The 25,723-nt window shown below is 43.9% G+C and carries 2 protein-coding genes (1 of these 2 cut by a window edge); both read left to right on the plus strand.

Features of this window, described 5'->3' with window-relative positions; translation table 11 throughout:
* A complete protein-coding gene (locus tag QMA12_RS12170) occupies positions 1-11,256 on the plus strand; it encodes an SDR family NAD(P)-dependent oxidoreductase (RefSeq protein ID WP_290210263.1) in 11,256 nt (3,751 codons plus the stop codon).
* On the plus strand, positions 11,228-25,723 hold the 5' portion of the coding sequence (locus tag QMA12_RS12175; RefSeq protein WP_290210264.1) for an amino acid adenylation domain-containing protein. Its footprint extends 6,729 nt past the window's final position; only the first 14,496 of its 21,225 coding nucleotides appear in the window; its start codon is at positions 11,228-11,230; the stop codon falls past the right edge of the window. Before QMA12_RS12170 ends, QMA12_RS12175 begins: the two co-directional genes overlap by 29 nt.

Here is a 25,723-nt window from a genome sequence, read left to right on the forward strand (position 1 = left end):
ATGGATGCATTAGAAGGTGCTTTAGAAGATTTAGAAAATAAAGCTACAACTCACAAGCCAATCGCTATTATTGGAGTATCCGGCTTTTTCCCAAATGGACTCGACTTAGCAAGTTTCCAACAAGCTTTGATCCAACAACACGACTTCTTTAAACCTATCCCGAGTAGCCATTTACCCTCTGAGTCAATTAAGCAGCGTTACGGTTCGTTTATTGATGAACTGGGTCAGTTCGATAACGCATTATTTAATATCAGTGAAGCAGAAGCTAAATATATGGATCCTCGGCAGCATCTGTTATTGATGTCTGCATGGCGCACTATGGAAAGCGCGAGCCTTCATCCCTTTGCCCTTAAAGATAAAAAAGTGAACGTGTTTATTGCGGCTGAGGGTTCTCCTTTTGCTTCTTTAGCACAACAATTGCCGCTCTCGCCTTACAGTGCACTGGGCGTATCGTCATGGTCGATGGCCAACCGACTGTCTCACTTTTTTCAATTTTCGGGTAAAAGTTTGGTTATGGATACTGGTTGTACCGGCACTCTCACGGTGATTCATGAAGCCATGGATGCGTTACAAACGGGACAAGCAGATTATGCATTAATTGGAGCGGCAAACTTACTTTATGGTGAAGGCGCTGAAGGAGCCTATTTAACTCAAGAGTCTCTGGGAATTTTGGGAGACGCTAGAGGGTGTTTCCCGTTTCAACAACAAGCCGCTGGTTTTTTACCCGCAGAAGGCGCTGGCACCCTCTTGCTGAAGCCGCTTGATCGTGCGGTGACTGATGGCGATCCCATCTTTGGGGTTATGCTTGCGTCTGCGGTAGCTCATAGTTCAGGGTTTGGAAACTATGCCATGCCTTCTGCGCAAGCGCAGGCCGATGCGATTATTTTAGCGCATCAAAAAGCAGGCATTTATCCATCCAGCATGACTTATCTAGAAGCCCACGGAATTGCTTCAGCATTAGGCGACAGTGAAGAAATAAGAGCATTTAAAATAGCCGAAAGTAGCCTAGCGGCATCATGGGGTAAATCGAATGGAGACCTCAAGGTTTCGACCATTAAAGGCAATCTAGGCCATGGAAACTGCATGTCGGGCTTTTTTTCCATCGTAAGGACTTTGGCCGCGTTTTCAGCGCAAAAAAAACTGGGCATTAAAGATTTTAATAAACTCCACCCAGCTATTTCTATCGACAACACAAATATTCAACTTAATGGTGACAATGAACCTTGGGATGAGTTGCGCATTGACGGTGAAATAATTCCTCGCCGAGCCGGGATCAATAACTACAGCGCAGGAGGAACCAATGCATTCTTATTGCTTGAGGAATATTTGGAGCAAAATACTTCGACTCAACAAAGTTCAAAAGATGACATTGGAACGAGCAAGGACGGCTGTAAATCAAACCAAGACTTTTACCTAGCGCTGAGTGTTCCTGACCAAGAGAGATTTATCCCTTATGTAGAAAATCTGTGTACTTTTTTTAAAGAGAACACAGGACTTATTCCATCCGCCGTGGAGCATGCATTTTTGCATCACCGGATTCACTTTGCTCACCGAATGCTATTTCGATTTAAAAGCCTTAGCGAACTCACGGTTAAGCTCACTAAGTTTATTGAAAGCAATGGGCGTAAAGGGTATTTTAAGCAGGTTGATTTAAACTCCGACTCTTCCGTATCGAAATTATTTAAACGTTACTCCAGTTTAAAGAAAACCATCGAACAACTGATGCTAGAACAAGAAACGACGGTATTGTTTGAGTTATGGGCCGCGGGTGTTGACGATATTGTGAATTACACTGAGCAAAATCGGCCAAATAAAAGAACGTCATTACCAGCGTTTCCATTTTTATTGAATGATTTTTGGAGTGAACATAAAGCGGCGGATGCCTCAGAAAAAACTTGCCAAGAAAATTTTAATCAAGAGAAATTAGGGCAAACTAAATCCGGTCAAGAAAAATCTAATTTAGAAACACTCGGCTTAGAAAAATCAAACGCAAAACCATCAGAATCCAGGGTTATCACTGAGCAACAATTACAGACGCTTGCCGTGAATCAGTTAGGTCAATTAATTAAGCGATTTTTGCCGGACTATCCGCAAGCATTGGTGGCCGAGAGTAAAATAAGCTCATTGGCGCTCGACTCCATTACCATCATGTCTCTTAATGCTGAGTTGTCCCGCGTATTTACCGGAATCCCACAGTCTATTTTCTATGAAATGAACACCCTTGCAGACTTTGCGGAATATCTGATTGAGCAAAAAAAACCTTCTTTGCTACGTTGGTTAGAGAGTGACGGAGAGATAAATTGTGATGCATTTGATGTCTCCAAGCGGTCTCGCAGCGACGCGTCAATCACTGTAAACAGAAATCAGTCGGAGCACGCTGTTGATCATTTAAAAAACTATAACAAAGCCAACAATGATGACATGATAAAAGCTAACAACGAGCCAGTCGCTATTATTGGGATAGTAGGGCGTTATCCTCAAGCGTCGGATCTCGCGCAATTTTGGCACAATTTAGTGAATGGAAAAAACTGTGTCAGCGAAATTCCCACGGAGCGTTGGCCAATGGATGGCTTTTTTCAACACCTCGACGATCCAATGTCCGCCGCCTGGGACTGGACTAGCTATTCAAAATGGGGGGGATTTTTAGAGGAAGCCGTCGCTTTTGATCCAACGCTGTTCGGTATTTCTCCAGCGGAAGCCCGAGCCATGGATCCTCAGGAAAGACTATTCCTAGAAACTTGTTGGACACTCTTTGAAGATGCCGGATATAACCGTGACACGCTTTTAAAGCAGCACAACAATCGAGTCGCCGTGTTAGTCGGCGTCACGAAAAATGGCTATGAGCACTACACGCAAAGTCTTCATGCCGCCAATGCCAACTACATGCCGAGAACATCATTTAGCTCCATAGCCAATCGAGTGTCCTATATTTTTGACTTGAAAGGGTTAAGCATGGCCGTCGATACCATGTGCTCATCTTCGCTGACTGCGATCCATCTCGCATGTGAGCAAGTGCAATCGGGGATGGTTGATATGGCGATTGCCGGTGGAGTGAATCTCTATCTTCATCCCTACACTTATCTCACCATGAGTGGCGTAAGAATGTTGGCGAACGATGGCAAATGCAAAAGTTTCTCCGCCGCTGCCAATGGTATTGTACCGGGTGAAGGCGTTGGTGCGGTATTGTTAAAGTCACTCAGTCAGGCTGAGCGAGACGGTGATGCTATTCGGGCGGTCATTTTGGGTTCGGGTGTGAATCACGGGGGATACACGAATGGTTACACCGTCCCCAGTCAGACAAGCCAATGCCGTTTAATTCAAGAGGTTCTTAGTGGTCACGATATTGCACCCGAAAGTATTAGTTATGTAGAAGCTCACGGTACCGGCACTCGATTGGGTGATCCGATTGAAATAGCAGCCTTAACTGAGGCGTTATCACCAATTGATGATCGTCATGAACGGTCGACTTGCTACGTCGGTTCTGTAAAATCCAACATCGGCCATCTTGAAGCGGCGGCAGGCATCGCCGGACTTAGTAAAATTGTTTTGCAATTTGAGAATCAAGTGCTTGCGCCTACTTTACATTGTGAACCGATAAATCCAGCGATTGAATTTATGGGTAAACCGGTTGAGTTTGTAAAGAAAGCGATGCCCTGGAATATCAACAAAATTGATGAGAAGAGCATTTGTCATTCTCGACGTGCCGCTCTGTCCAGTTTTGGGGCCGGCGGTGCAAATGCACATTTGGTGGTAGAAGAATATCCAGGTGTTTCAACTCAGTCAGATGATTCCAATCAAGTTGCGCAATTGATTCCCTTATCAGCCCGTTCGCAAGCGGCATTGTATAAAACTTTGAACAATCTGCATGACTTTCTGATCAAGGCCGAAGACGGATTAAGAATGATAGACTTATCCGCGCTTGCATTCACCTTGCAGACTGGGCGAGAGAGCTTTTCTGAGCGAGCGTTACTGGTGGTATCTTCGGTATCTGAGTTACTTTCTTTACTTAAAGGATTAATAAATAAACGCCCTGATTTGGATCACAATAAGTGTTTTATGGGGAGCACTGAATTTAATCATCAAAAATGTACTTTAATTGATTCATTCGATATTAAAAAACAGGCGTTAACCGATTGGCTTGAGCAAGCTAACCCAAAACCCATCGCCAATTTATGGATGAGAGGTCGATGGGATAACTGGGAGTCATTAATTCAAGGGCAGTCGAATCCAGTCAGCCGACGTCGTATGCCACTGCCCGGAATGGTATTTAAGCGGCAAAATTTTCCCTTGCCAAATGAATTGATTAATCATTCAAGAGATCTGGCTCAGGTGAATTCAAAGAAATCGTCCGTGAATAGAACCGAGGCTAGTGGTTCAGAGTCCGGTAATTTAGAGTCCAGTAATATAGAGACCCGTAATTTAGAGAGCAAGCAATCGACTTTTGGTGTTAATTCTCCCGTTGCGTCACGTCGATGTGTCGAAGTCCTAGAGCAATGGTCTCCGCTTGACTTTTCAACAATGACGCAGAGCGAACAATTTTCTAACCGGGAGTTAACTTCAAGCGACTTGCTTGTTATTGATCTCTTATCAATCTCATTATGCGAACAGCAAAAACAAACTCTGGATGCGGACCAGATCTTAACCATTGATGAATTAGCCCAGAAAGATATCGCTCAGATATACAGTGAGTTGGTAGAGCTATTGATCAATCAGTTGCAGCAGTTTAATGGCAATCCACCTGAGTTATTTCAGTGCTTGCTATTAACCGGATCGAATCGTCAACTGGATTTGTTGGAAGGTCTTGGGGCTCTGTTTCAAACAGCAAGCCAGGAACTACCTGGTAGTCGCTTCCAATTCTTATTTTCTACGTCGACGGACCTCACTTTTATCAAAGAGTTATTGAATAAGATTGCCCCACTAGAAGAAATCCAAATTATTAAGCAGTACAACCAGTCACTGGCTTATCGCAAGTTATCCACACAAGAGAATTCCCTAGTTAATAAGGATTTTCTTGCAAACCAGAAATCTTATCAAAAAGGCACCTACATTATTACTGGTGGTTTAGGTGGTTTAGGTAAAATATTTGCCAAGCATATTTTGGTTCATGGTGAAGATGCACGGGTATTATTACTAGGTCGCTCACCCTTAGCAGATGCGCAACAAGCGATTGTTGATGAGTTATCCGTGTTAGGAAAGGTGATTTATTGCCAAGTAGATATTTCCAATAAGCTTCGCTTGCGACAAGTCATTGCAGAGTTCAGAGAAGCTGAACAGCCGATACGTGGCGTCATTCATAGTGCGGGTGTATTGCGAGATGGCTTAATTGCCAATTTAACAGGCAAAGATATTCAACAAGTATTACAACCCAAAGTTAATGGAACCTTAGTCTTAGATGAGGTGACTGCTGCAGACCCCCTCGATTTCTTTGTTTGTTTTTCCTCCCTCGCTAGTACTTTTGGTCACGCTGGGCAAGCAACCTATGCTGTGGCAAATAGTTTTATGGAAGCGTTATGTCGATCGCGGCATAAAAAACATCTTAAAGGGGAAAGACAAGGACACAGCCAAAGTATTTGTTGGCCACATTGGAACAGTGATGGGATGGCCATCAGTGCTGAGGTCACTAATAAACTTCGTGAGCAGCTTGGTATGTTAGCCATGGAAGCTGAAGAGGGTATTGCGTTATTTAATCAAGTTCGCCACCGATCCGGTTGCAGTGGCTTTTTCATTAAAGAAGATAAACCGGTAGAAACCACCAAGGCTGCGAAACCAACGCCAGCGATTCATCCTGTTGGAATTGCTGAAGTGACGGCAGATGTGCGTTTACGTATTAATGATATATTGGGTATTGAAGCGGAACAAATCGACGCGGATCAGTCCTTTTTTAAGTTGGGCATGAATTCTGTCTCGGCTATGCAGTTACAAACTGAATTGCTAAAATATTATCCTCAAGTGGGAAAAAAAGCGGTTTTTCAATACCAGACCTTGTCCTCGTTAAGTCAACACATTGTTAGTCAAACACTTACTGAGGCGGGTAACGCAGAAAAAGCTATCCCAAAAGAAAGAGCTATCACAGAAGGTAAAGCTGTCCCAGAAGAAAATCCAGGTCAGCAATCGGAAAACTTTTCTGCTCCATTTAAAACTGCTGCAGAGAAACCGGTTTTAAATGGAGCACATCTAAATAAAGAAACGGTAAATTCAATCAATTCGCTGAGTGCATTAAAAGCTCCCCGGGTCGAAAGCGAAGATACGGAAATCGCAATAATCGCCATCGCTGGCCTTTTTCCTAGTGCAAACTCGGTGGAGACATTTTGGCAAGCGTTAGAAACTCCATGCGATCTGATCTCCGGTTTACCTGACGCGAGAAAGTCCTGGTTTAATTTAGTCGATGGTGATGACCAAGCTGCGCTAGATCCGCAGGTCAGTGCGCCGACGGTATACGGCGGCTTTTTATCGGATATTGACAAATTTGATCCTGAATTCTTTTCGGTCACTCGCAATGAAGCTCGCATGATGGACCCGCAGCAGCGATTATTTCTCACCGTATGTCATCAACTGTTTGAAACGTCTGGTTATAGTCATGCTTATCGAGAGCAAAGTTGTCACCATCGAGTAGGGGTTTATGTCGGTGGGGCTAACAGTTTATACGCTAACTTGTTTACCGATCGTGAGGAGCGAGCGATTGTTTCGGCGATCAGTAATGCATCGATTGCCAATCGAGTATCTTACTTTTTTGGTTTAGAAGGTCCGTCGGTTGTTATCGACTCTATGTGTTCTTCGAGTATGAGCGCCATTGATGCAGCGGTACGAGATCTAGGTGATCGGCGCTGTGACATGGCAATTGCTGGCGGAACAAATCTGTCGTTGCATGGCGATAAATATTTAGGGCAGAGTATCACTCAATTAATTGGCTCTGACTTAACCAGTCGAAGTTTTAGTCAAGGCGATGGTTACTTACCCAGTGAAAGTGTGTGCGCCGTGTTGCTTAAGCCTCTAGCTGAGGCTGAAGCACATGCTGATGAAATTCTTGCAGTAATCCCAAGCATTCAAGTAAAACATACCGGAAACGGGGCGAGTTTCACCACACCTGAACTCGGTGCTATGTGCCAAGCCTTAAATGATACACTAGCCCAAGCAGGTGTGTCTATCGCCGATATTGGTTATGTTGAAGCGGCAGCCAATGGTGCTCCCCTGGTTGATAGCCTTGAGTTTGAAGCTCTATCGCAAGTCTTTCAACAAACCGATCGGCATGGATCGGTTGCTATTGGCGCAGTGAAAGGCATTGCCGGTCACGCTGAAGCGGCTTCAACCATGATTCAGTTAGCCAAAGTCATTCACCAATGCCAAACAGAAAGTTTGTTACCCAACTATGTACCCGACCATGGCAACGATGCTATCGACTGGGACGACAGTCCCTTCCAATTAGTGAAGTATCAAACCCCATGGAAAACGGACAGTCATGGTCAACGTCTTGCACTGATTAACTCTCTCGGGGCAGGTGGCACCTATGGTTGTATGTTGGTACGAGAGTATCAAGGCGTTAAACCATCCTTTATTGGAGAGGCCTCTGATAGTGTACAGTGGTTATTATTTTCTGCACCAAACCAAGACGCTTTACAACATTGGCTGCAGCAAATAGTCAAGATGTTACACCAACAACCCGATTTGAATTTGCAACACTTAGCCTCGGTTCTTCGATTGAGAAGAGAACACTACAAGGTACGAATCGTTGTTGTGGTGAAGGATGTGCATGAGTTATTGACCGTTCTAGATGAATATCTCAGCAATGCCGGCGAAAAGCAAAGCGGGCGAATATGGTTTGGTGAAAATTGTCGTGAGTGTTGTAGTGAAAGTAGTCGTGAAGGTAGTCGCGAAAGTTTTCATAAGACGCGGGAACAAATTAATGCGACGTCCCCAACTGAATCATTGGCTTTAAACCGCGAGCTGCTGGAGGCCACCAATCAATGGTGTCGCGGTAAACGTATCGACTGGACTCGTTACTTTTCACGGCCACTTTCTTTGCCCGGGATAGAGCTGCCATCGCTAAAACTGAATCCAATCTCTTGCTTCCCAAAACTTCCTGCTTCATTACAGTCTTTGCAAAAAAGCAAAATCAATAGAGAAAAAATTAATGGGCAAACAAGCGATCGACTTCAAAAAGATGTACCAAAACATAACGTCAGCTGTGTCGATTCAGAAAACTCATACGAAAATCAAATAAACCTAGAGCAGAATACAACTGACCAGTTGATGGTGTTTTTTAACCGCGCGATTGGTGAAGAGTTACCGAAAGAGAAGTGGTCCTTGGCATTAGGTGAGTTGGGAATCAACTCTTTAATGTTACAAGCATTAAGGAAGAAAGTAGAGCAGCAGTTTGCCATTAATCCTGAAAATCGATTATTTCAACCCTATGTCACTTTTCAGCAACTGTTTGACTCGCTGTCAAGTGAGTTGGCAAAAAGACAATCAGTCGAGAATTTCGATTCAATTTCAAACAAAAACCAGGTGGAAAAATCGCTAGAAAATTGGGTGTTAACATCCTCTGCTGATCAGATGTATGAACCATTCCCATTAACTGATCTACAAAACGCTATTTTGGCTGGTAAGCGATTACAGATTGGTAACGACCGAGCCGGTTGTCATATCTATTTGGAGTTTGAATTAACGGACCTAGATCATCTGTTACTAAATCAATGTTGGAATAGATTGATTTCGTTACACCCCATGTTAAGCGTTACTATTTTGAAAAGTGGTGAGCAAAAAATTGCTGAAAACCGCCACCTATATAAATTTAATCACTTTGACTTCAGTGCTTTTGATGATGTTTCTAAGCGCAATTGTTTAAAGCGTTTGCGCGATCAATACTCGCACTTTGAATATACCTATAAAGAAGATCAACTGTATAACATTGTGATAGTAAAACTGGATCAATATAAATCCCGGATTTTATTTAGCATAGATGAAGCCCTAGTCGACGCATTGTCATTGGAGTTATTGCTGCAACAATGGATGATGCTTTATCGTGAACCCAAACTCGAATTAATACCACCAAATCTATCATTTCGTGATGTCGTGCTGGCAACCAAGTCTTTTGAACAAACGGAACATTTTAAGCAGAAGCTATCCCAAGCGATAGAGGTGTTTGCAAACCGGATTAAGCCGTTAGAGTTACCTGTTCGTACTGAGCTAGTCAAGCAAGCGAGCTACCGAAGAGAAAAGTTGACTTTTACTTTGGAGTCATCACGGTGGCAAGGATTTAAACACTACGCGAATCGTATCTCTGCCACAGAGACAGAACTGTTACTTACTTTATTTTGTGATAGCTTAGCAAAATATGCTGGACAAGAGTTCACGCTGAATATGACTTATGTGAACCGTCCTCCGATACACGACGATATTTATCAGGTGGTGGGGCCGTTCATCAGTTCTCAGATGCTGCCCATCCGCTTGGCTCAAGAATCACTCGAAAGCAAAGTGGCGAGCATTTCCAGAGCTCTTGATCTAGCCATGACGTTTAGCGACGTTAATAGTGTCAGGTTACTCAGAGAGCTCAAGTCAGCAGGTAAATTGTCGGCGAATTTTTCGTTGCCTATCGTATTTTCTTCGATGTTGAATTTAACCTCATTGATTCCAACTGAAAGTCAAGCCGTGACTGAACAAGATACGTTTGAGATGGTTTATAAAAGCACTCAAACACCACAGATCTTCCTCGACCATCAACTGTTTGAAAGAGCTGGGAATTTACTGATTGTTTGGGATTACTCGCCAGATTACTTTGCTGATGGTTTTGTTGAGCAGCTATTTAGCGATTTTTGCCGCTCGATCGACAACTTGATAAACGAGACAGATTTAAACGATGCCGAATCTTCATTGTCGGCAGGTACTGATTTAATTGAATTTCCAAGTGAGCACTATGATTTCTTCCCGTTAACGGTTCAGCAACAGGCCTATGGCTTTACTCGCAGCCATTTACAGCAAGAAAACTTTGGTTGTTTATTTTATTGTGAAGTAAACCTCACTGATATTGATGTTACTCGGCTTGAAGCGAGTTGGAATAAACTGGTGTCAATTCATCCTGCGCTCAACATGGAAGTCGCCAAACACGGTCAGCAGCGTTTTTTAAAGGCGTGGAATGGTTACTCAATTAGGGTTCACGACTTACGTTCGCAGCCGCTTGACCGCGAAAATAAGTTGCAAGCTGTCAAACAGCGACTCATGCATAAAGTGACGCCCCTTGGAGAATTACCGTATTTCATCATTGAAGTTTCTCTACTGGGGCAAGGGCAGGGAACCGTTCACTTTGTTATCGACATGTTGATAGCCGACGGACGCAGTATTAAACTCATCTTGGAACAGTGGATGTCTTTGTATTTGCAGCCAGAGCAATGCATCAAACGACCGGCATTTAGCTTTAGAGATTACGTTATCACTCTAGAAGCAAAGAAAGATTCTCATGAGTACCAAATTGCGAAAGACTATTGGAATAATAAATTTGCTGCTTTTTGTGGTGGTCCAGAGTTACCCAAACCCAGCATTGCAAACGAAGATTGCCACGTAAGACTGAGTCATGAACTGAATTGTTGGTCAAATATTGAAAGTAGCGCGGAGCAGTGGGGGGTTAATACTAAATCCATCCTGCTGACTTGTTATCTGCAAGTTCTTGCTGAGTTTGCGAAGGAGCCAAGCTTTGAAGTTGTTATTCCCGGTTGGCAACGACTGCCATTGCATCCAGACGTTGATCAAATCATTGGTGATTTTACCAGTATGAGTTGGATTCAATACACTCCCATGTCTAGCTCATTTCTAGAGTCGGCCAAAGGTTATTCGCAACAATTGAAAAAAGATGAAGAGTTTTGCTTGGTGAATGGCATCGAAGCATTGCGCAGGTTCCGCAATAGCGATGGCGACATATTGGTTTACAATGTGGTCTTTAGTGAGCCAATGTGTAGCAGTGACAGCGCGAGCCAAACTTTTGATCAAATCGGATTAAACAATGTCTCATCCAAAACCGCCGGTGTCCATATCGATAATATCACTGATATTTTGCATGACCGAGTGTCGGTTCATTGGGATATTGCAACGGTTCTGGTTGATGTCAAACAAGCTGAGCAAATGTTTAACCAGTATATCAGTTTATTGGAATTATTAGGTAACGATGACCGCTGCTGGCAGGAACCTATTGAAATTTTGATGGATAAATTAAAGCGACAGAATAAAAGGCAACAATTGAATGTTGAACACACATCCCCAATCAATTAATAAAACGCTGATTGCATTGTTTGAAGAACAGGTTACTGCCACGCCAAATCACTTGGCGGTTAAATGTGGCGAGGAATATCTTACCTACCGTCAGCTTGATGAGCGTGCTAATCAGTTAGCTAATTACTTAGTCGAGTCTGGAGTGAGCCGCAACCATGTGGTGGGATTGTTGTTAGAGCGTTCCGTTGAAATGTCAGTCGCACTGCTCGGAGCCCTCAAAGCGGGTGCCTGTTACATGCCTATTGATAGCACCTCACCCATAGCGCGGATACGATTTATTACTCAAGATGCTGATGTGAAATTGATCATCTCAGCAAGCAAGTTTTCCTCGACCTTGATTGACTTACCAGGGGTAAGTTTTCTAAAAATTGATGATGAACAATCCTATCTCGAACAGTTTTCAACGCAGCGACCAAATAGTGATAGCCAATTAACCGACGCAGTGTATCTATTATATACCTCTGGCTCGTCTGGTGAACCTAAAGGCTGTATTTTGGAAAATGCTGCGGTAGTTAATCGAATTCTTTGGATGCAAAAAGAATATCCGATCACCCCAGAAGATCGAGTCATTCAAAAAACGCCCTATACGTTTGATGTGTCAGTTTGGGAATTGTTTTGGCCGTTATTGGTTGGCGCAAGCCTCATTTACGCGAAACCTAATGGGCATCGAGATAGTGTTTACCTTAGAACGTTTATGCGAGACGAACACATCACTGTCTGCCATTTTGTGCCTACTATGTTGAAGCTATTTCTTGAACGCTTCGATGGTGAGCATGCTGCTCCCCTCAAGTACACCTTTTTGAGTGGTGAAGCGCTGGACTACGAGTTGGTGGACCGTGCTTTAACTTTATTGCCAGGACAGGTCATTAATCTCTATGGACCCACCGAAGCGGCAATCGATGTCACCTATTGGTTGTGCCAGCGGCGCTCTGATAAAAAAATACCGATAGGTAAGCCGATCGATAATATTCGTATCTATATTGTTGATGAAGAGTTGAAGGCGGTACCCCAAGGTACTCGTGGAGAAATTTGTATTGCCGGTGTTGGTTTAGCCAAAGGCTACCTCAATCGAACAGAATTAACGCAGAAAGTATTTGTCGATGCACCTCGCTTTTTAGAGGAGGCGCGAATGTATCGCACCGGTGATTATGGACTCGTTAATGGTGACGGCGAAATAGAGTATCTAGGACGCATTGACTCCCAATATAAGTTACGCGGGCAACGCATTGAACTGGGTGAAATTGAACACCATCTGAGTGCTCATCCTGCCATTCAAAAAACGGCGGTTGCAATTAAGGATGACGATAGCATCGATCCTAAATTAGTCGCTTATATGGTGGCTGATGTTAAATCGATAAGCAGCCTTGAGCCAATAAACAGTCGTGATCTAAGAAACTTCTTATCCGAACGTTTGCCCGCTCATATGCTGCCAAACTTATTCCATTTTGTGGATGAGTTTCCAGTTTCTAAACATGGTAAATTAGATCTAGCGGCTTTGCCCTGGCCGCTGCCTATTTCTGGTTCATCAGAAAGCGCAGAGAGCGCTGTCACATCCTCCTCAAAAATGTCGAGCAAGGATGTTGGTCATTATGGGAGAGAGGTTGCAACTCTTGATAGCGAAAACAGTGCTGAAAGCGAAGGCTCGGTTGAGTTCAATCAAGTAATAACAAGCCTACGAACATTTTTATCCGAGCAATTAAATCATCACAACCTTGATATTGCCCGTGACTTATTTTCTCAGGGGGCGAGTTCGCTAACACTTGCCATGCTAGCTGAAGAAATCCAGCAGACGTTTGGCCTTGTGATACCCATTGATCAAGTCCTCCAACTACCCACTATTACAGAAGTTGCTCGGTTGGTTGTCGGAAACTCTGATAATGCTGCTTATCAAACTTTTGGGCTGCAACAACCTGTGACGAACACGACACAGTTAAAGCAAGAACCATCCAATAAATCTTTACCACAAAAAACTCAACCAACCGATCAAGTTCAAACCAGCTTAGAGAGTGAATTACGTAATTATCTATCAACCCAATTCAATGACACCGGATTTGGCTTGGATGACTCTTTATTTGAGCTAGGGGCAACCTCTTTAAGTATCATGAACATTATGGAGTGGTTGCAGCAAAACTATGGTGCTGCAGGAGATATTGAGGAAATCCTCGCTCGACCGACTTTGCGTACTCTATTGTTATTTTTAGAGTTGGACGAGGCGATGGTTAATAAACAGGTAGTAACGAATAAACAGAAAGTCATCAGTGAAAACGAAGTTGACAATCTAGGGCGTCAATCAGTAACCGACGATGCGACGACTCATGAAACCGTATGCTTACCGAAGGCTAAACTGTCATTACCCAAGCGGTCGAGGTCGACTAATACAACGGACAGCGCTTTACACAGTTCTCTACTTAGAAGATTAAGCAACTTACTAGAGCCTCTTGCGACGATTCAATTTCAAGGTGAAGAAAAGTATCACTACTCTTCGAGCGGTGGACTTAATAGTGTGCAATGTTATCTATGGGTAGCGGGTGATTCAGCGCAGGAGATCGCAGAAGGATACTATTATTACCATCCCGTTAAACATGCGCTATACGCAGTGAATAAAGGTACCCTGTTACCTGAGGCGGCTTTCCACCATCATAACTCTGCATTATTGTCGTCGAGTGACATAGCATTATTTTTTGTGGCAGAGTTCAAAGCCATTGCACCTTTGTATTATTCTGTGGCTGCCCCGTTAACAGCCCTTGAAACCGGCTACATGATGCAATTATTGCGACATAGGTTGTCGCAGCCACAATTTGACTTTGTTCCAGTGGCAATCGAACAGCCGGAAATTTTACAGCAAGACTTGAGGTTGTCTGCTAGTCAAAGCGTTATTGCGGCAGTGGCTTTTGGTTATGACAAGAAAATTGAACCGAGCTATCATAAGCCTCATTCGACCGACAATAACCGGCCCTCTTTTTGGAAGCTGCCTGCTGAATTGGTCGCGGAAAAAGATATTGTTTTAGATCCCAAAATCAGAAAACAAATTCAAGACGCACAGCACCAATTAAAGTATCAACAAAAAACGCCCAGTATCAAACTGACCCGGCTATCTGAGCAAGTTGAGTTATATCAAGTAAGAAAAAGTATTCGACAGTTTACCAGTCAACCATTGACCCTTGAACAGTTGGCCGGTTTATCGGCTATGATTCGATTGGCCGAATTGTCTTATCCAATGCTCAATAGTTTCGATCAAAAAGATCAAAAGGATGTCAACCAAGACCTAGGTTCAGCTTTCACCTACTACTTATACCTGAAGCAAAGCCACCTTGTGGGTGAGTCCGACGCTGGGATCTACCAACTGGATATCATTCATGGACGAATGTCATTGCAACGGGTGGATGAAGGTTCTATCGAACAACAATTTATCGAAGCTTATTCACCAGCTAATCGTGCTACTTTTAAAAATGCTTCTGCCGCTTTGTTTATGGTCGCTAATCCATCGCAGGCGCAACAAAAGTTGGGCGCCGATTATTTGATGGAACTCCATTTACGCGCCGGTTTCATTGGTCAGTTTTTACTACAGCATCTTGCTGAGTTCGGGTTAGGTGCATGTCCCATCGGGGGAATGATAGAAAAGCCATTACGTTACCTACTCCCAATGAATGAACCGGACATTTTAGTTCACAGTTTTATTTTGGGTGGACATAAAATTGCGCTGCCTGCGAGTTATCTACCACTCTCAACCAATCATAAGGAATGCTTTGCTAAGCGAGAGAACCTGCAGCCGGCAAACAATAATGACATCGCCATTATCGGTACTGCGATCAAATTGCCTGGAGCGGAATCGTTAACTGACTATTGGTGTCAATTAAGTTCCAGTGAACCGCTACCCATGGTCGAAAGAGATGGCGTTGAATCCTATTTGATTGCCGACGTATATCAGTTTGACAACTTACGGTTTGGCATTGCACCGGCTGAAGCGAGAGGGATGGATCCGCAGGAGCGAATGCTGTTACAATCGGCCTGGTCATGTGTAGAAGACGCTGGTTATTGTCCGGCGAAACTGGAGGAGCACTTTTCTGAAATCGGCGTTTTCATTGGTGCCATGTGGGATGACTACAAACTGTCTGGCGTAGAATTTTGGAATGCCACCAATCAAGTGACAGCCTTTTCGAGTCCGTCGTCGTTAGCCAACCGAATTTCCTATCACTTCAATTGTCGCGGACCAAGTATTACGGTTAATACCTCCTGCTCATCGGGGATTTCGGCGCTGCATATCGCGGCAGAATATTTAGTGAAATCTAACCACCAAAAAGCAGCGCTAGTCGGGGGTGTGAATCTGCTCACTCACCGTTATCACTACCAATTGCTAAATGATCTGCAGTTGCTCAGTCAGGATAACATAGCCAAACCCTTTAGTCAGGATGCCACCGGTTGGGTCGTTGGTGAAGGCGTTGGAACATTTTTGCTACGACCCTTGTCGGCGGCGATTAAAGCGAATGACAATATTTATGGTGTGATTGAGCAAACACGTATTAGTCATACAGGGAAAGTAACTCGATATACCGCGCCCAATGCCCAAGGTCAAAAACAAGACATTGAAGCGTTACTCGAAGCCGCTACGTTGACTTGCAAAGATGTCTCTTATGTCGAGGCCGGAGCCCCTGGGGCCAGCCTCGCCGACGCAAGTGAATTTAAGGCCATTCATGATGTTTTTGTAGAACACCAAGCAACCGGTTTGATAGGTTCGGTGAAAGGGAAAGTGGGGCATTTGGAATCCGCTTCGGTGATTGCCCAAGTGGCTAAGGTACTACTGCAGTTTAAGCACCAATGTATTTTTCAGAGTCACAATTCAGATCAAGTGAGTTCTTTGATAGACACTCGTCAAGATGTTCTTAAGATTGCTTCCGAAAGCCAACATTGGGGAGAACAAGACTTGGCCCATGAAACTCGGCGTGCATTAGTGTGCGCGCATGGTGCAACCGGTAGCAGTGGTTATTTATTACTTCGTAATTTTAACCAACCTTACCTTGCTGATCAGGCCGATGTGCCTGTGGTGCTATTGTATTCGGCGCCCACTCAAGAACTGTTAGCTGAGACACTTAAGTCACAGTTGAACTTTTTACAAACCGAACTGCAAACCGAGCGGCAACCAAACTTACTAAACTATGCATTTTCTGTGACTCAAATATTTACCGAGCAACCTGTCAGAATCGCGGTGGTTGCTGCAAATATGGACCAACTATGTCGAAAAATAGTTTTTTATTTATCTGGGGAGACCGAAGGACAAGTGATTAATCCGGAGCAAGTCATAAACAAGGATTTTAACTTAACTGAATTTGCTATGGCTTGGCAATCGTTACAAAAAAATAACGATGCACTGAAACACTATTTGCAACAGTTTGCGACGCGTCGAATCAGAATACCGGGAACTCGATTTGAACAGAATCAATTTAACTTACCGAAAGTTGAAATCACCGCCAAAAGCTCGGATGAATTCGTTCAAGCAAATACAATGCCTGAAACTCAGCTAAAAACCGCGTCGTTCAATAAAGCAGCCGATAATGAAGCTAATTATAAGGTCATAAAAGAAACTGGCATGTTTGACACCGTCTTAGCTAAAAAATTGCTCGACTTGTATTCCTTTGTATCTGAGATACCTAGAGATAGGATAAGTTTAGATACAAGCTTCTCAATGTTAGGTTTGAACTCCATTTTAATTAAGCAAATGTGTGTGGAAATCAAACATAAGTTCGGTTTGGCGGTACCTACCACACTGTTTTACGAGTGTGATACCTTAGCCGAAATTGCGGCGTATCTTGAAAGGTTACCCAAGGCAAATGAGCCATCGATAACTCAAGCTTCGACATCGAGCTTAGGCAATGCAGCAGATCTTCATCAAACAGAGGCGCACCAAATAGAACCTCGATCTTTGCAGAATAATATAGCAACTGATCCGCTCACAGCCGGTACCTCAGAATCGAATGTATCAAGCCGTGACATCGCAGTGGTTGGGGTCGCCGGACGTTATCCCAAGTCTCAGGATGTTTATGATTTTTGGGATAACTTGCTGAAAGGAAATGATTGTATCAGTCGAATATCTGCGCATCGACTCAATCTATTTGCTACTGCCCACGGAACAGAATTTGCGGATTGGCTTGCTAAAAATAGAAAGATAGAAGCGGGCTTTTTAGATCAAGTGGAATGTTTTGACCCGATGTTTTTTGGTATTGCGCCGAGCGCTGCCGCCAGTATGGATCCGCAATCTCGACAATTCTTGCAAGTTGCTTGGGCCACGTTAGAAGATGCTGGTTATACCCCAGAAAATGTCGCGATTAAACGTGATGATCAAGTGGGTGTTTTTGTGGGTGTAATGTATGGCGAATATCAACTCTACCATACCCAAGATCCAGATTTTGGTTTTATGCAGGGACAGGCCTCGCTAGGGAGTTTAGCGCATCACGTTTCCTACTATTTAAATTTCAATGGTCCGAGTATCGCGATTGATACTATGTGCTCGTCATCGTTAACCGCTATTCACCTTGCTTGCCAAAGTTTAAACGATGGCGATTGTCAGGCGGCGATCTGCGGTGGGGTTAACTTGTCGCTGCATCCTTCCAAATTCATTATTCAAAAAAATCTGGGCATGACAGCCAGTGATTTCCGCTGTAAGGCATTCGCTGACGCCGGCGACGGATTTGTTTCTAGTGAAGGTGTCGGGGCCGTATTGTTAAAACGACGGGATCGTGCGGTGGAAGATAAAGATCAAATTTACGCCGTGATTAAAGCTTCGTCGATTAATTCCGCAGGCAAAACTGCTGGTTACACGGTGCCTAATCCCAATGCACAAGCCGAGCTAGTCATTGCTGCTTTGAAGCGGGCAAACCTATCATCACAACAGATCAATTATATTGAAGCGCATGGAACTGGCACCGAATTGGGTGACCCAATTGAAATTAGCGGATTGAATAAGGCATTTGCAGCAACGCAGCCAAAAGAAGCATCGCACGTATATTGTGATATCGGCTCGGTAAAATCAAATATTGGTCATTGCGAAGGTGCTGCAGGTATTGCTGGATTGACCAAGATATTGTTGCAACTGAAGTATCAGCAACTCGTCCCAAGTATTCATAGTCAACCACAAAACAAGAATATAGATTTTTCGTCTTCTTTCTTTCAAGTGAAGCAACAGCTGGAACATTGGTCGCTGCATTCACATCAAGATAAACGACGCGCGTTGTTGTTATCTTTTGGCGCGGGTGGTGCCAATGGATGTTTAGTGATCGAAGAATACCCACAACCTGACTATCAACAACAAGAAGGACCACATAAAATCCGTTTGTCAGCAGACTCTGAAGCTCAGCTCAAATACCTGGCCAAAAAATTATTGGTTCATATTAATAGAGAAAATCTTGATGACCGACATTTGTCTTCGATCGCGTTTACTCTAATGACGGGACGACAACTCAGAGCGTATCACTGGGAAATTGAGGTTAATCATATTACAGAACTTAAAAATGGCTTAACTCAAGTTATCGAGGCAAATAATTCTCCCTTAATTTTAACTAGAGACCAAGCCAAAGCTGTGCATCTTGATGAGAATCGCTATCTAAGCTCAATGGGTGTCTATCGTATCAATTTGCCAACCTACCCATTTAGTGAAGAAGCTTACTGGCTTAGTTTTGCTGCATCGGCATTTAATGAAAACACCCAAATCATGGAGCACCATCCAAGTGCTGCCGAGGGTGATAGGGACAGTCACTTGAATTGCTCGAATAACATGAGTCCATTGCAACAGAAAACGTTAACCAACGGTCATTTTGTGATTCAGATATCGGAAACACACCCCATTGTTGCCGCCCATAAAGTACAGGGAAATGCTGTGGTGCCGGCAACTTTGTTAATGGAAGTGATTGGCTCTGTGTTAACCACCCAAGCTATCCTTAAAGCTGAACCTTCCGAAAATCCTGATCATCTTGGTCGGTCGATTGAGTTGTCTAATGTCGTTTTTGTCAGACCTCTGAGTGCTAAGGGTAATCTAGATATTCAAGTCCTATGTCAACCGATAAAAGATGGGTTGTTTACCGTCAGTTTAACGGTTGAGCAAGACAACCAGTCAAATTTGCATATGCAATGTCTTGCCAAGCTAAGCGATGGGGCCATTTATGGCGATGTATCTACTCAAGGCAAAGAACCGCTGAATATTCAGGCTTTCAAGTTGGGATGCAATAGACAAATAAACGCAGATGAACACTATCAGTTATATACGGCTTTAGGCATCGATTATGGAAAGCCACTGCAAGGCGTCAAAGAAATATATCTGGGACAAGGTGCAAATGGGGAAGCCATTGGACTCGCAACCTTGACGTTACCGGAAAATACGACAGCCCCGAAGCAAGCCAATTATCGATTGAATCCTGCATTGCTTGACTCTGCATTACAATGTGTTGTCGCGCTCCTTGAATCGTCAAATTCTAGTGGGTTGGTGGAGCCGCGATTAGCACTGCCGTATGAGGTAGGTTGTTTGCAAGTTCATAAACCTATGCCAGATCAAGCTTACGCTTTGATATCAAAAAATAGGGTCATGAACAAGGGTAGCGCCGATACGGAGCAGTTAAATTTCACTATCGAGATTCTTGACTCTCAAGGTTATCCCTGTGTCACCATAAGAGACTTTATTTGCCGCTGCATTTCACCATCGCAGCAACAACAGCAAAAAAAAGCGCAGCAGCATGAATTACGCCATAAGCAAGAGCCACTAGCAGAAACGTCCACTATCAACAACCAAACAGCGACACAAGAACATGTTGCTCTCAACACCTCCGCTAATATCGAGGAACGCAACCACTATGAACTAACTCCTTTGTGGCAGCCAATAAGTCCAGAAGAAAATCACCTAGCAGCAACAACACTCGTGCTTCACTTTGGCGAGCCCAGAACAACTTGCCATTATCAAAGAGATAGTGAAAGTTGGTTGGATTTACAGGCTTTTCACTCCGTTGGCGAGCTCGTTTCAGCTATAGGTCAGTTACCCGAGTTTAATACGCTTGTCCTACTTCCTGTGACCATGAGTATAAGTATCTCCGAACTAGCACGCCGCGAGCAAAGACTGGTTGCCGCAATGCTTGACTTGGTTAAAGCATTAGTCGAAGCCGGACGCGCCAGTCAAGAATTAAACTGGAAAGTGTTTACCACCCTTACGCAAAAGATCCAGAGCAACGATATCATTAGCAGCCAAGGCTCAGCTCTTTGGGGATTCTTGGGTTCAGTGATGCACGAATATCCTCATTGGAACGGTTTGTTTATTGATTTATCTGCCAATACAGATGACTTATCTAAGGGTGACTGGAATCGAATCGTGGGCTTATCGACTGGACAAGTGGGGTGGCGAAATCAAGTCATTTATCAGCGACAACTTTGTCCTGTAAACTTATCTGAACCGACTTTACCATCACTGGCACCGGGAGAAGTCTGCCTAGTCATTGGTGGAGCAGGGGGGCTTGGTCAAGTATTTACCGACTATATAATTCAGCGCTACGACGCGCAAATTGTTTGGTTAGGTCGTCGTAAAGTAGATAGCGACATTGATCAAAAGCTAGAGCGCTATTCTACGGCAAATAACAAACCTATTTATATTCAAGCGGACGGTTCTGATCCGGTTCAATTAAAAGCAGCCACTAACGAAATACAAAATCGTTTTAACCTGCCAGTCAAAGGTGTGGTTCACTCCGCGATAACCTTGAAAGATAAATCCGTTGAGCAATTGCAAAGACAAGAGTTAATAGAAGTTTTCTCTTCCAAAGTAGGCGTTTCTACCGCAATTGCAGAAGTATTTGGTCAATGGCCACTTAATTTTGTGCTGTTCTTCTCTTCAACGCAAAGTTTTCTTACCGCGCCGGGTCAAGCAAACTATGCTGCTGGATGCACTTTTAAAGATGCTTTGGCCTATCAACTGCATTCTGAGTTTGGCACGCCCGTTAAGATAATCAATTGGGGTTACTGGGGAAATATAGGCATTGTTTCTGGTGATCATTATCGCGATCGAATGCAGAAGATGGGAATTTTGCCACTCATATCTGACGCTAGTATGAAGGTGATGGATTCACTGATCGGTTCATCTTGTCAACAATTGCTCGTTATGGATGTAGCCAAGTCCATTCGTTTTCCGGGTGTAGTTCAGCACCTAAATGCAGTCGCTCAACCACTAACCGGTGCGCACCAAAACACTTATGATTGGCGAGCAATGCTCGAAAAATTCGACACAAAATTTGTCCCTGAGCAATCAGTGTCTTCATCTGATACAAAATTAGTTGTTCAATTAATTTGTCAAATCGTTGCTCGAAAACTTTGCGACTTAGGCCCTAATAAAGAGCATCGCTTAAAAGTCATTGCTCCCAAAAAACTGCCTATGATGCCCAAGTTTCAGGCTTGGTTGACAGAAACGCTACGTCAATTAGTGATGCACGAGGTCATTGTTGAACAAGCGAACGGCGAGTATCACCTCTCCGGTGATAATCACTCATGGTCTGAGTCCGAGGTTTGGCAAAAAATTGAAGCCATGAATCATGTGGGCGAGTCAGGTAGTCAGCAGTTAGCTTTAATAAAACGGGTGCTGTCTGCATTAGGCGATATTTTATTAGGCCATAAAATGGCCACTGAGGCTCTGTTCTCTGATGGACACACCTCCTCAGTCACCTCAGTGTATCAAGGTAATAGAGTATCTGATTACTGCAACTCGCAATTGGCATTAAGCTTAACTGAAATGATGCGGCAAAAGCTGAGTAAACAACCGGACTATCGCTTCAATATCGTTGAAATCGGAGCTGGAACTGGCAGTACCACCGAAGCCGTGTTACGGCATTTAGAACCCCTAGGACAGCATATCGATTCATATTGGTTTACTGACATTTCTCAGGCCTTCTTAAATCATGCCGACAATCGTTACTCGAAACGATTTCCATTTCTAAAATTTGCTCACCTAAATGTTGAAAAAATATTAGATGTAGGAAGGTGTGGTAAGGGACATTTTGACTTTCTTGTGGCGACCAATGTACTCCATGCGACGCGCAACATTCGACATACCATTCACAATGTTAAGTCACTCTTGACCGGCGGTGGATGTGTATTAATCAATGAAATTTCTGAAAATACTTTGTTTGCTCATTTAACCTTTGGCTTATTGGATGGTTGGTGGCTATTTGACGATCCAGAAGTGCGGATTCAGGGCGCACCAATACTCTCACGAAACAATTGGCATAAAATGATCGCTGAAGCAGGATTTCATTCGATCAATACCATGACTGACAACTCAGAAACCGTGAGGCAGTTTGTATTGGCGGCACAAAGTGATGGAGTCATCATCGAAGACCATCAAATTTCAGAAAATAAACCAGTAGAAACAAAGCAACTTAACAATCAAACACTAGTGCAAGAGGCAGTGATGGAACCCAGTGGTGAGCAAGCCATTAATCAAGACAAAACCGAATTGACCCACGTTGTAATCGATAGTGTCGCTAAAGTACTCAGATACCCAAAAGAGAAAATCGATACCGGTAGAGCATTTTCTGAATACGGTGTCGACTCAATTGTTGCGGTGAATCTGATTAACATTATTAACCGCTCGGTCGAGTTAAATTTACCTACCACCGTGGTCTTTGACTATCCCAATGTTAAAGCTTTGGTCGACCATATCAGCGAGTTTAAAAGTAACACGCTGATTCAAGATAACACGCGAGCTATTGATTACACACTTGCTATAGATAAACAGCCGCAACGAAATGACGTGGTCTCGAAAGTTGAAAGCAAAACACCTCACTCATTCGCAGCCAATTTAGTTAGCAATCCACAAAGACTGAGTTATTCATCGCCAACGACTGTCACAAAGATAACCGAAAGCATTCAGCCACCGAATTCTAAGGAGTATTGTCGTTATCTCATCACCGGACCCGGTGAAGTAGAAGATTTAGTGCTGGAGCGATTACCTATCCCTGAGCTTGCTCCAGAACAAGTGCTCGTCGCGGTTAAAGCATTTTCATTAAACTTTGCCGATATTCTTTGTGTCAAAGGAATGTATCCCAATCAACCCGCGTATCCATTTTCTCCAGGTTTTGAAGTCAGTGGTATTGTGATTGCTGTGGGTAGCGATCAGGTACCTTTCGTACCTGGTGACGAAGTGGTTGCGCTGACTGGTGAGCAACTGGGTGGACACGCGAATGCGGTGATATGCCATCACGCACAATTGAATTATAAGAATGACCGACTGTCATTCAGTCAAGCTTGCGCTTTTCCCACGGTCGCTTTAACGGTTATCCACGGATTTAATAAAGCCAATATTCAACCAGGGGAGAAAGTGTTAATTCAGTCGGCGACCGGGGGGACTGGACAAGTCGCCATTCAATTAGCCAAATATTTTGGTGCAGAAGTCATCGTCACCTGCGGCAGTGACGAAAAAGTCGCTTATCTTAAGCGACAAGGTATCACTCATGCCGTTAATTATTGCGCTGAAGATTTTCAAACCTATGTGATGGCTTGCACTCAAAATCGTGGTGTAGATGTGGTTCTTAATACATTAGGAGAAGACGCGATCAGTAAAGGTATGGCCTGTTTAGCAGATGGCGGGCGCTATATTGAATTGTCGATGACGGCGATCAAAGGCGCTAAATCGATCGACTTCTCAGTACTCAGCGACAATCAGTCAATATTCAGTGTTGATTTGCGTCGCTTAGGTATGAAACATCCACAAATGATTCAGACACTTTGGCAACAACTTGAGCAATACATTGATGATGGTGTGATTGTCCCCACGGTGAATCATGAATTTACTTTCGCTGACATAGCCGATGCGTATCGCCTGATAATGGAGCGAAAAAACCTCGGAAAAGTGATGGTGACTGTGCCTGACCAGTTACAGATTAAAACCGGAACTGCCGAGTTGTTGGGGAGAGCCGCCACTTCTCGGACCAAAACATTGGATATCGCCATTATCGGAATGAGCGGTAAGTTTTCCAGTGCTGATAATATCGAACAGTACTGGGATAATCTCGCGCAAGGAAAAGACCTGGTCGAAAAAGCGCAACGTTGGTCATTTACTCCAGAACAAAAGAACGACCCAGCCTTCTGCAGTTTCGGTAGTTTTATTGATGGCATCGGATTATTCGATCCTAAGTTCTTTAATATGTCAGGTATCGAAGCACGTAATACTGATCCGCAACAGCGATTAACTCTAGAACAATGTTGGTTCGCGTTAGAAGACGCAGGATACGCCGGTGATTTACTGAATGGCAAACGATGTGGTGTGTATTCCGCTTATGCGGGTTCCGACTATGGTCACTTGCTGGGTGATGGTGCCGCTGCTCAAGCGTTTTGGGGTAATTCGGGTTCGATTCTCGCCGCAAGAATTTCCTATTTTTTGAATTTAAAAGGCCCCGCAATTGCCATTGACACGGCTTGCTCAAGCTCCTTAGTTGCTTTAGACATGGCCGCCCGGGCGTTGCGCAATCAAGAGATTGAGATGGCGATTGTGACGGCGATGTTTGTGCAATCAACCGCTGGCTTCTTTTTATCATCTAACAACGCCAAGATGTTATCTTCGACCGGTAAGTGTTATACCTTCGATGAACGTGCCGATGGATTTGTGCCGGGTGAAGGTGGCGGTGCCTTGCTCCTTAAACGACTTGAACAAGCGCAGTCCGATCGCGATCATATTTATGCGGTGATTCGTGGCTCTGGTGTTAATCAAGATGGTGCAACAAATGGTATCACCGCCCCAAGCTCTAACTCTCAATACGAGTTGCTGACCCAAGTTTATACAAAACATGGGATATCACCAACCGATATTGATCTGGTAGAAGCGCATGGTACCGGCACTCGATTAGGCGACCCGATTGAAATGGGGGCTTTGAATCGCGCCTTTTCGGAATTTACCGATAAGAAACATTTTTGTGCTATTGGTTCAGTAAAAAGTAATCTTGGTCATGCCGCACATGCTGCCGGTATGGCCGGATTGCTTAAATTACTGTTATCGTTCCAACATCAAGCAATACCAGCGTCGATTAATTTTGCCACGCCTAACCAGGGAATTGATTTTGATAACAGTCCTTTCTTTGTGAATACGCAGCTAACGCCTTGGCCTAAACAAACAAATGGCCCTCGGTTAGCTGCCATCAGTTCTTTTGGATTTAGTGGCACTAATGCGCATATCGTACTTTCTGACCATCACCAGCCTCCGGTTGCTAAACCCAGTCAACAAGCTGAATTAATTGTTGTTTCTGCTGCCAGTATTAAACAACTGCGACAACTTGCTGCGGATCTGAAAAATCACTGCGACAACCATCCTGAGCTGTTACTCGCCAATATTGGGTTTACATTAGGCATCGGCCGACGGCATATGCGTCACCGATTAGCACTTGTGTGCTCGTCTCTCACTGAGTTATCTGATCAGATTGGTGGTTGGTTACAGCAAGCGGATGGTTCGGCTGGATCA

It is taken from the genome of Pseudoalteromonas sp. APC 3893 (assembly GCF_030408095.1).
Lineage (GTDB): Bacteria > Pseudomonadota > Gammaproteobacteria > Enterobacterales > Alteromonadaceae > Pseudoalteromonas.

Bases quoted from the DNA above. Each gene is read 5' to 3' on its own strand.
- QMA12_RS12170 (WP_290210263.1), top strand. From the start codon at position 1: ATGGATGCATTAGAAGGTGCTTTAGAAGATTTAGAAAATAAAGCTACA.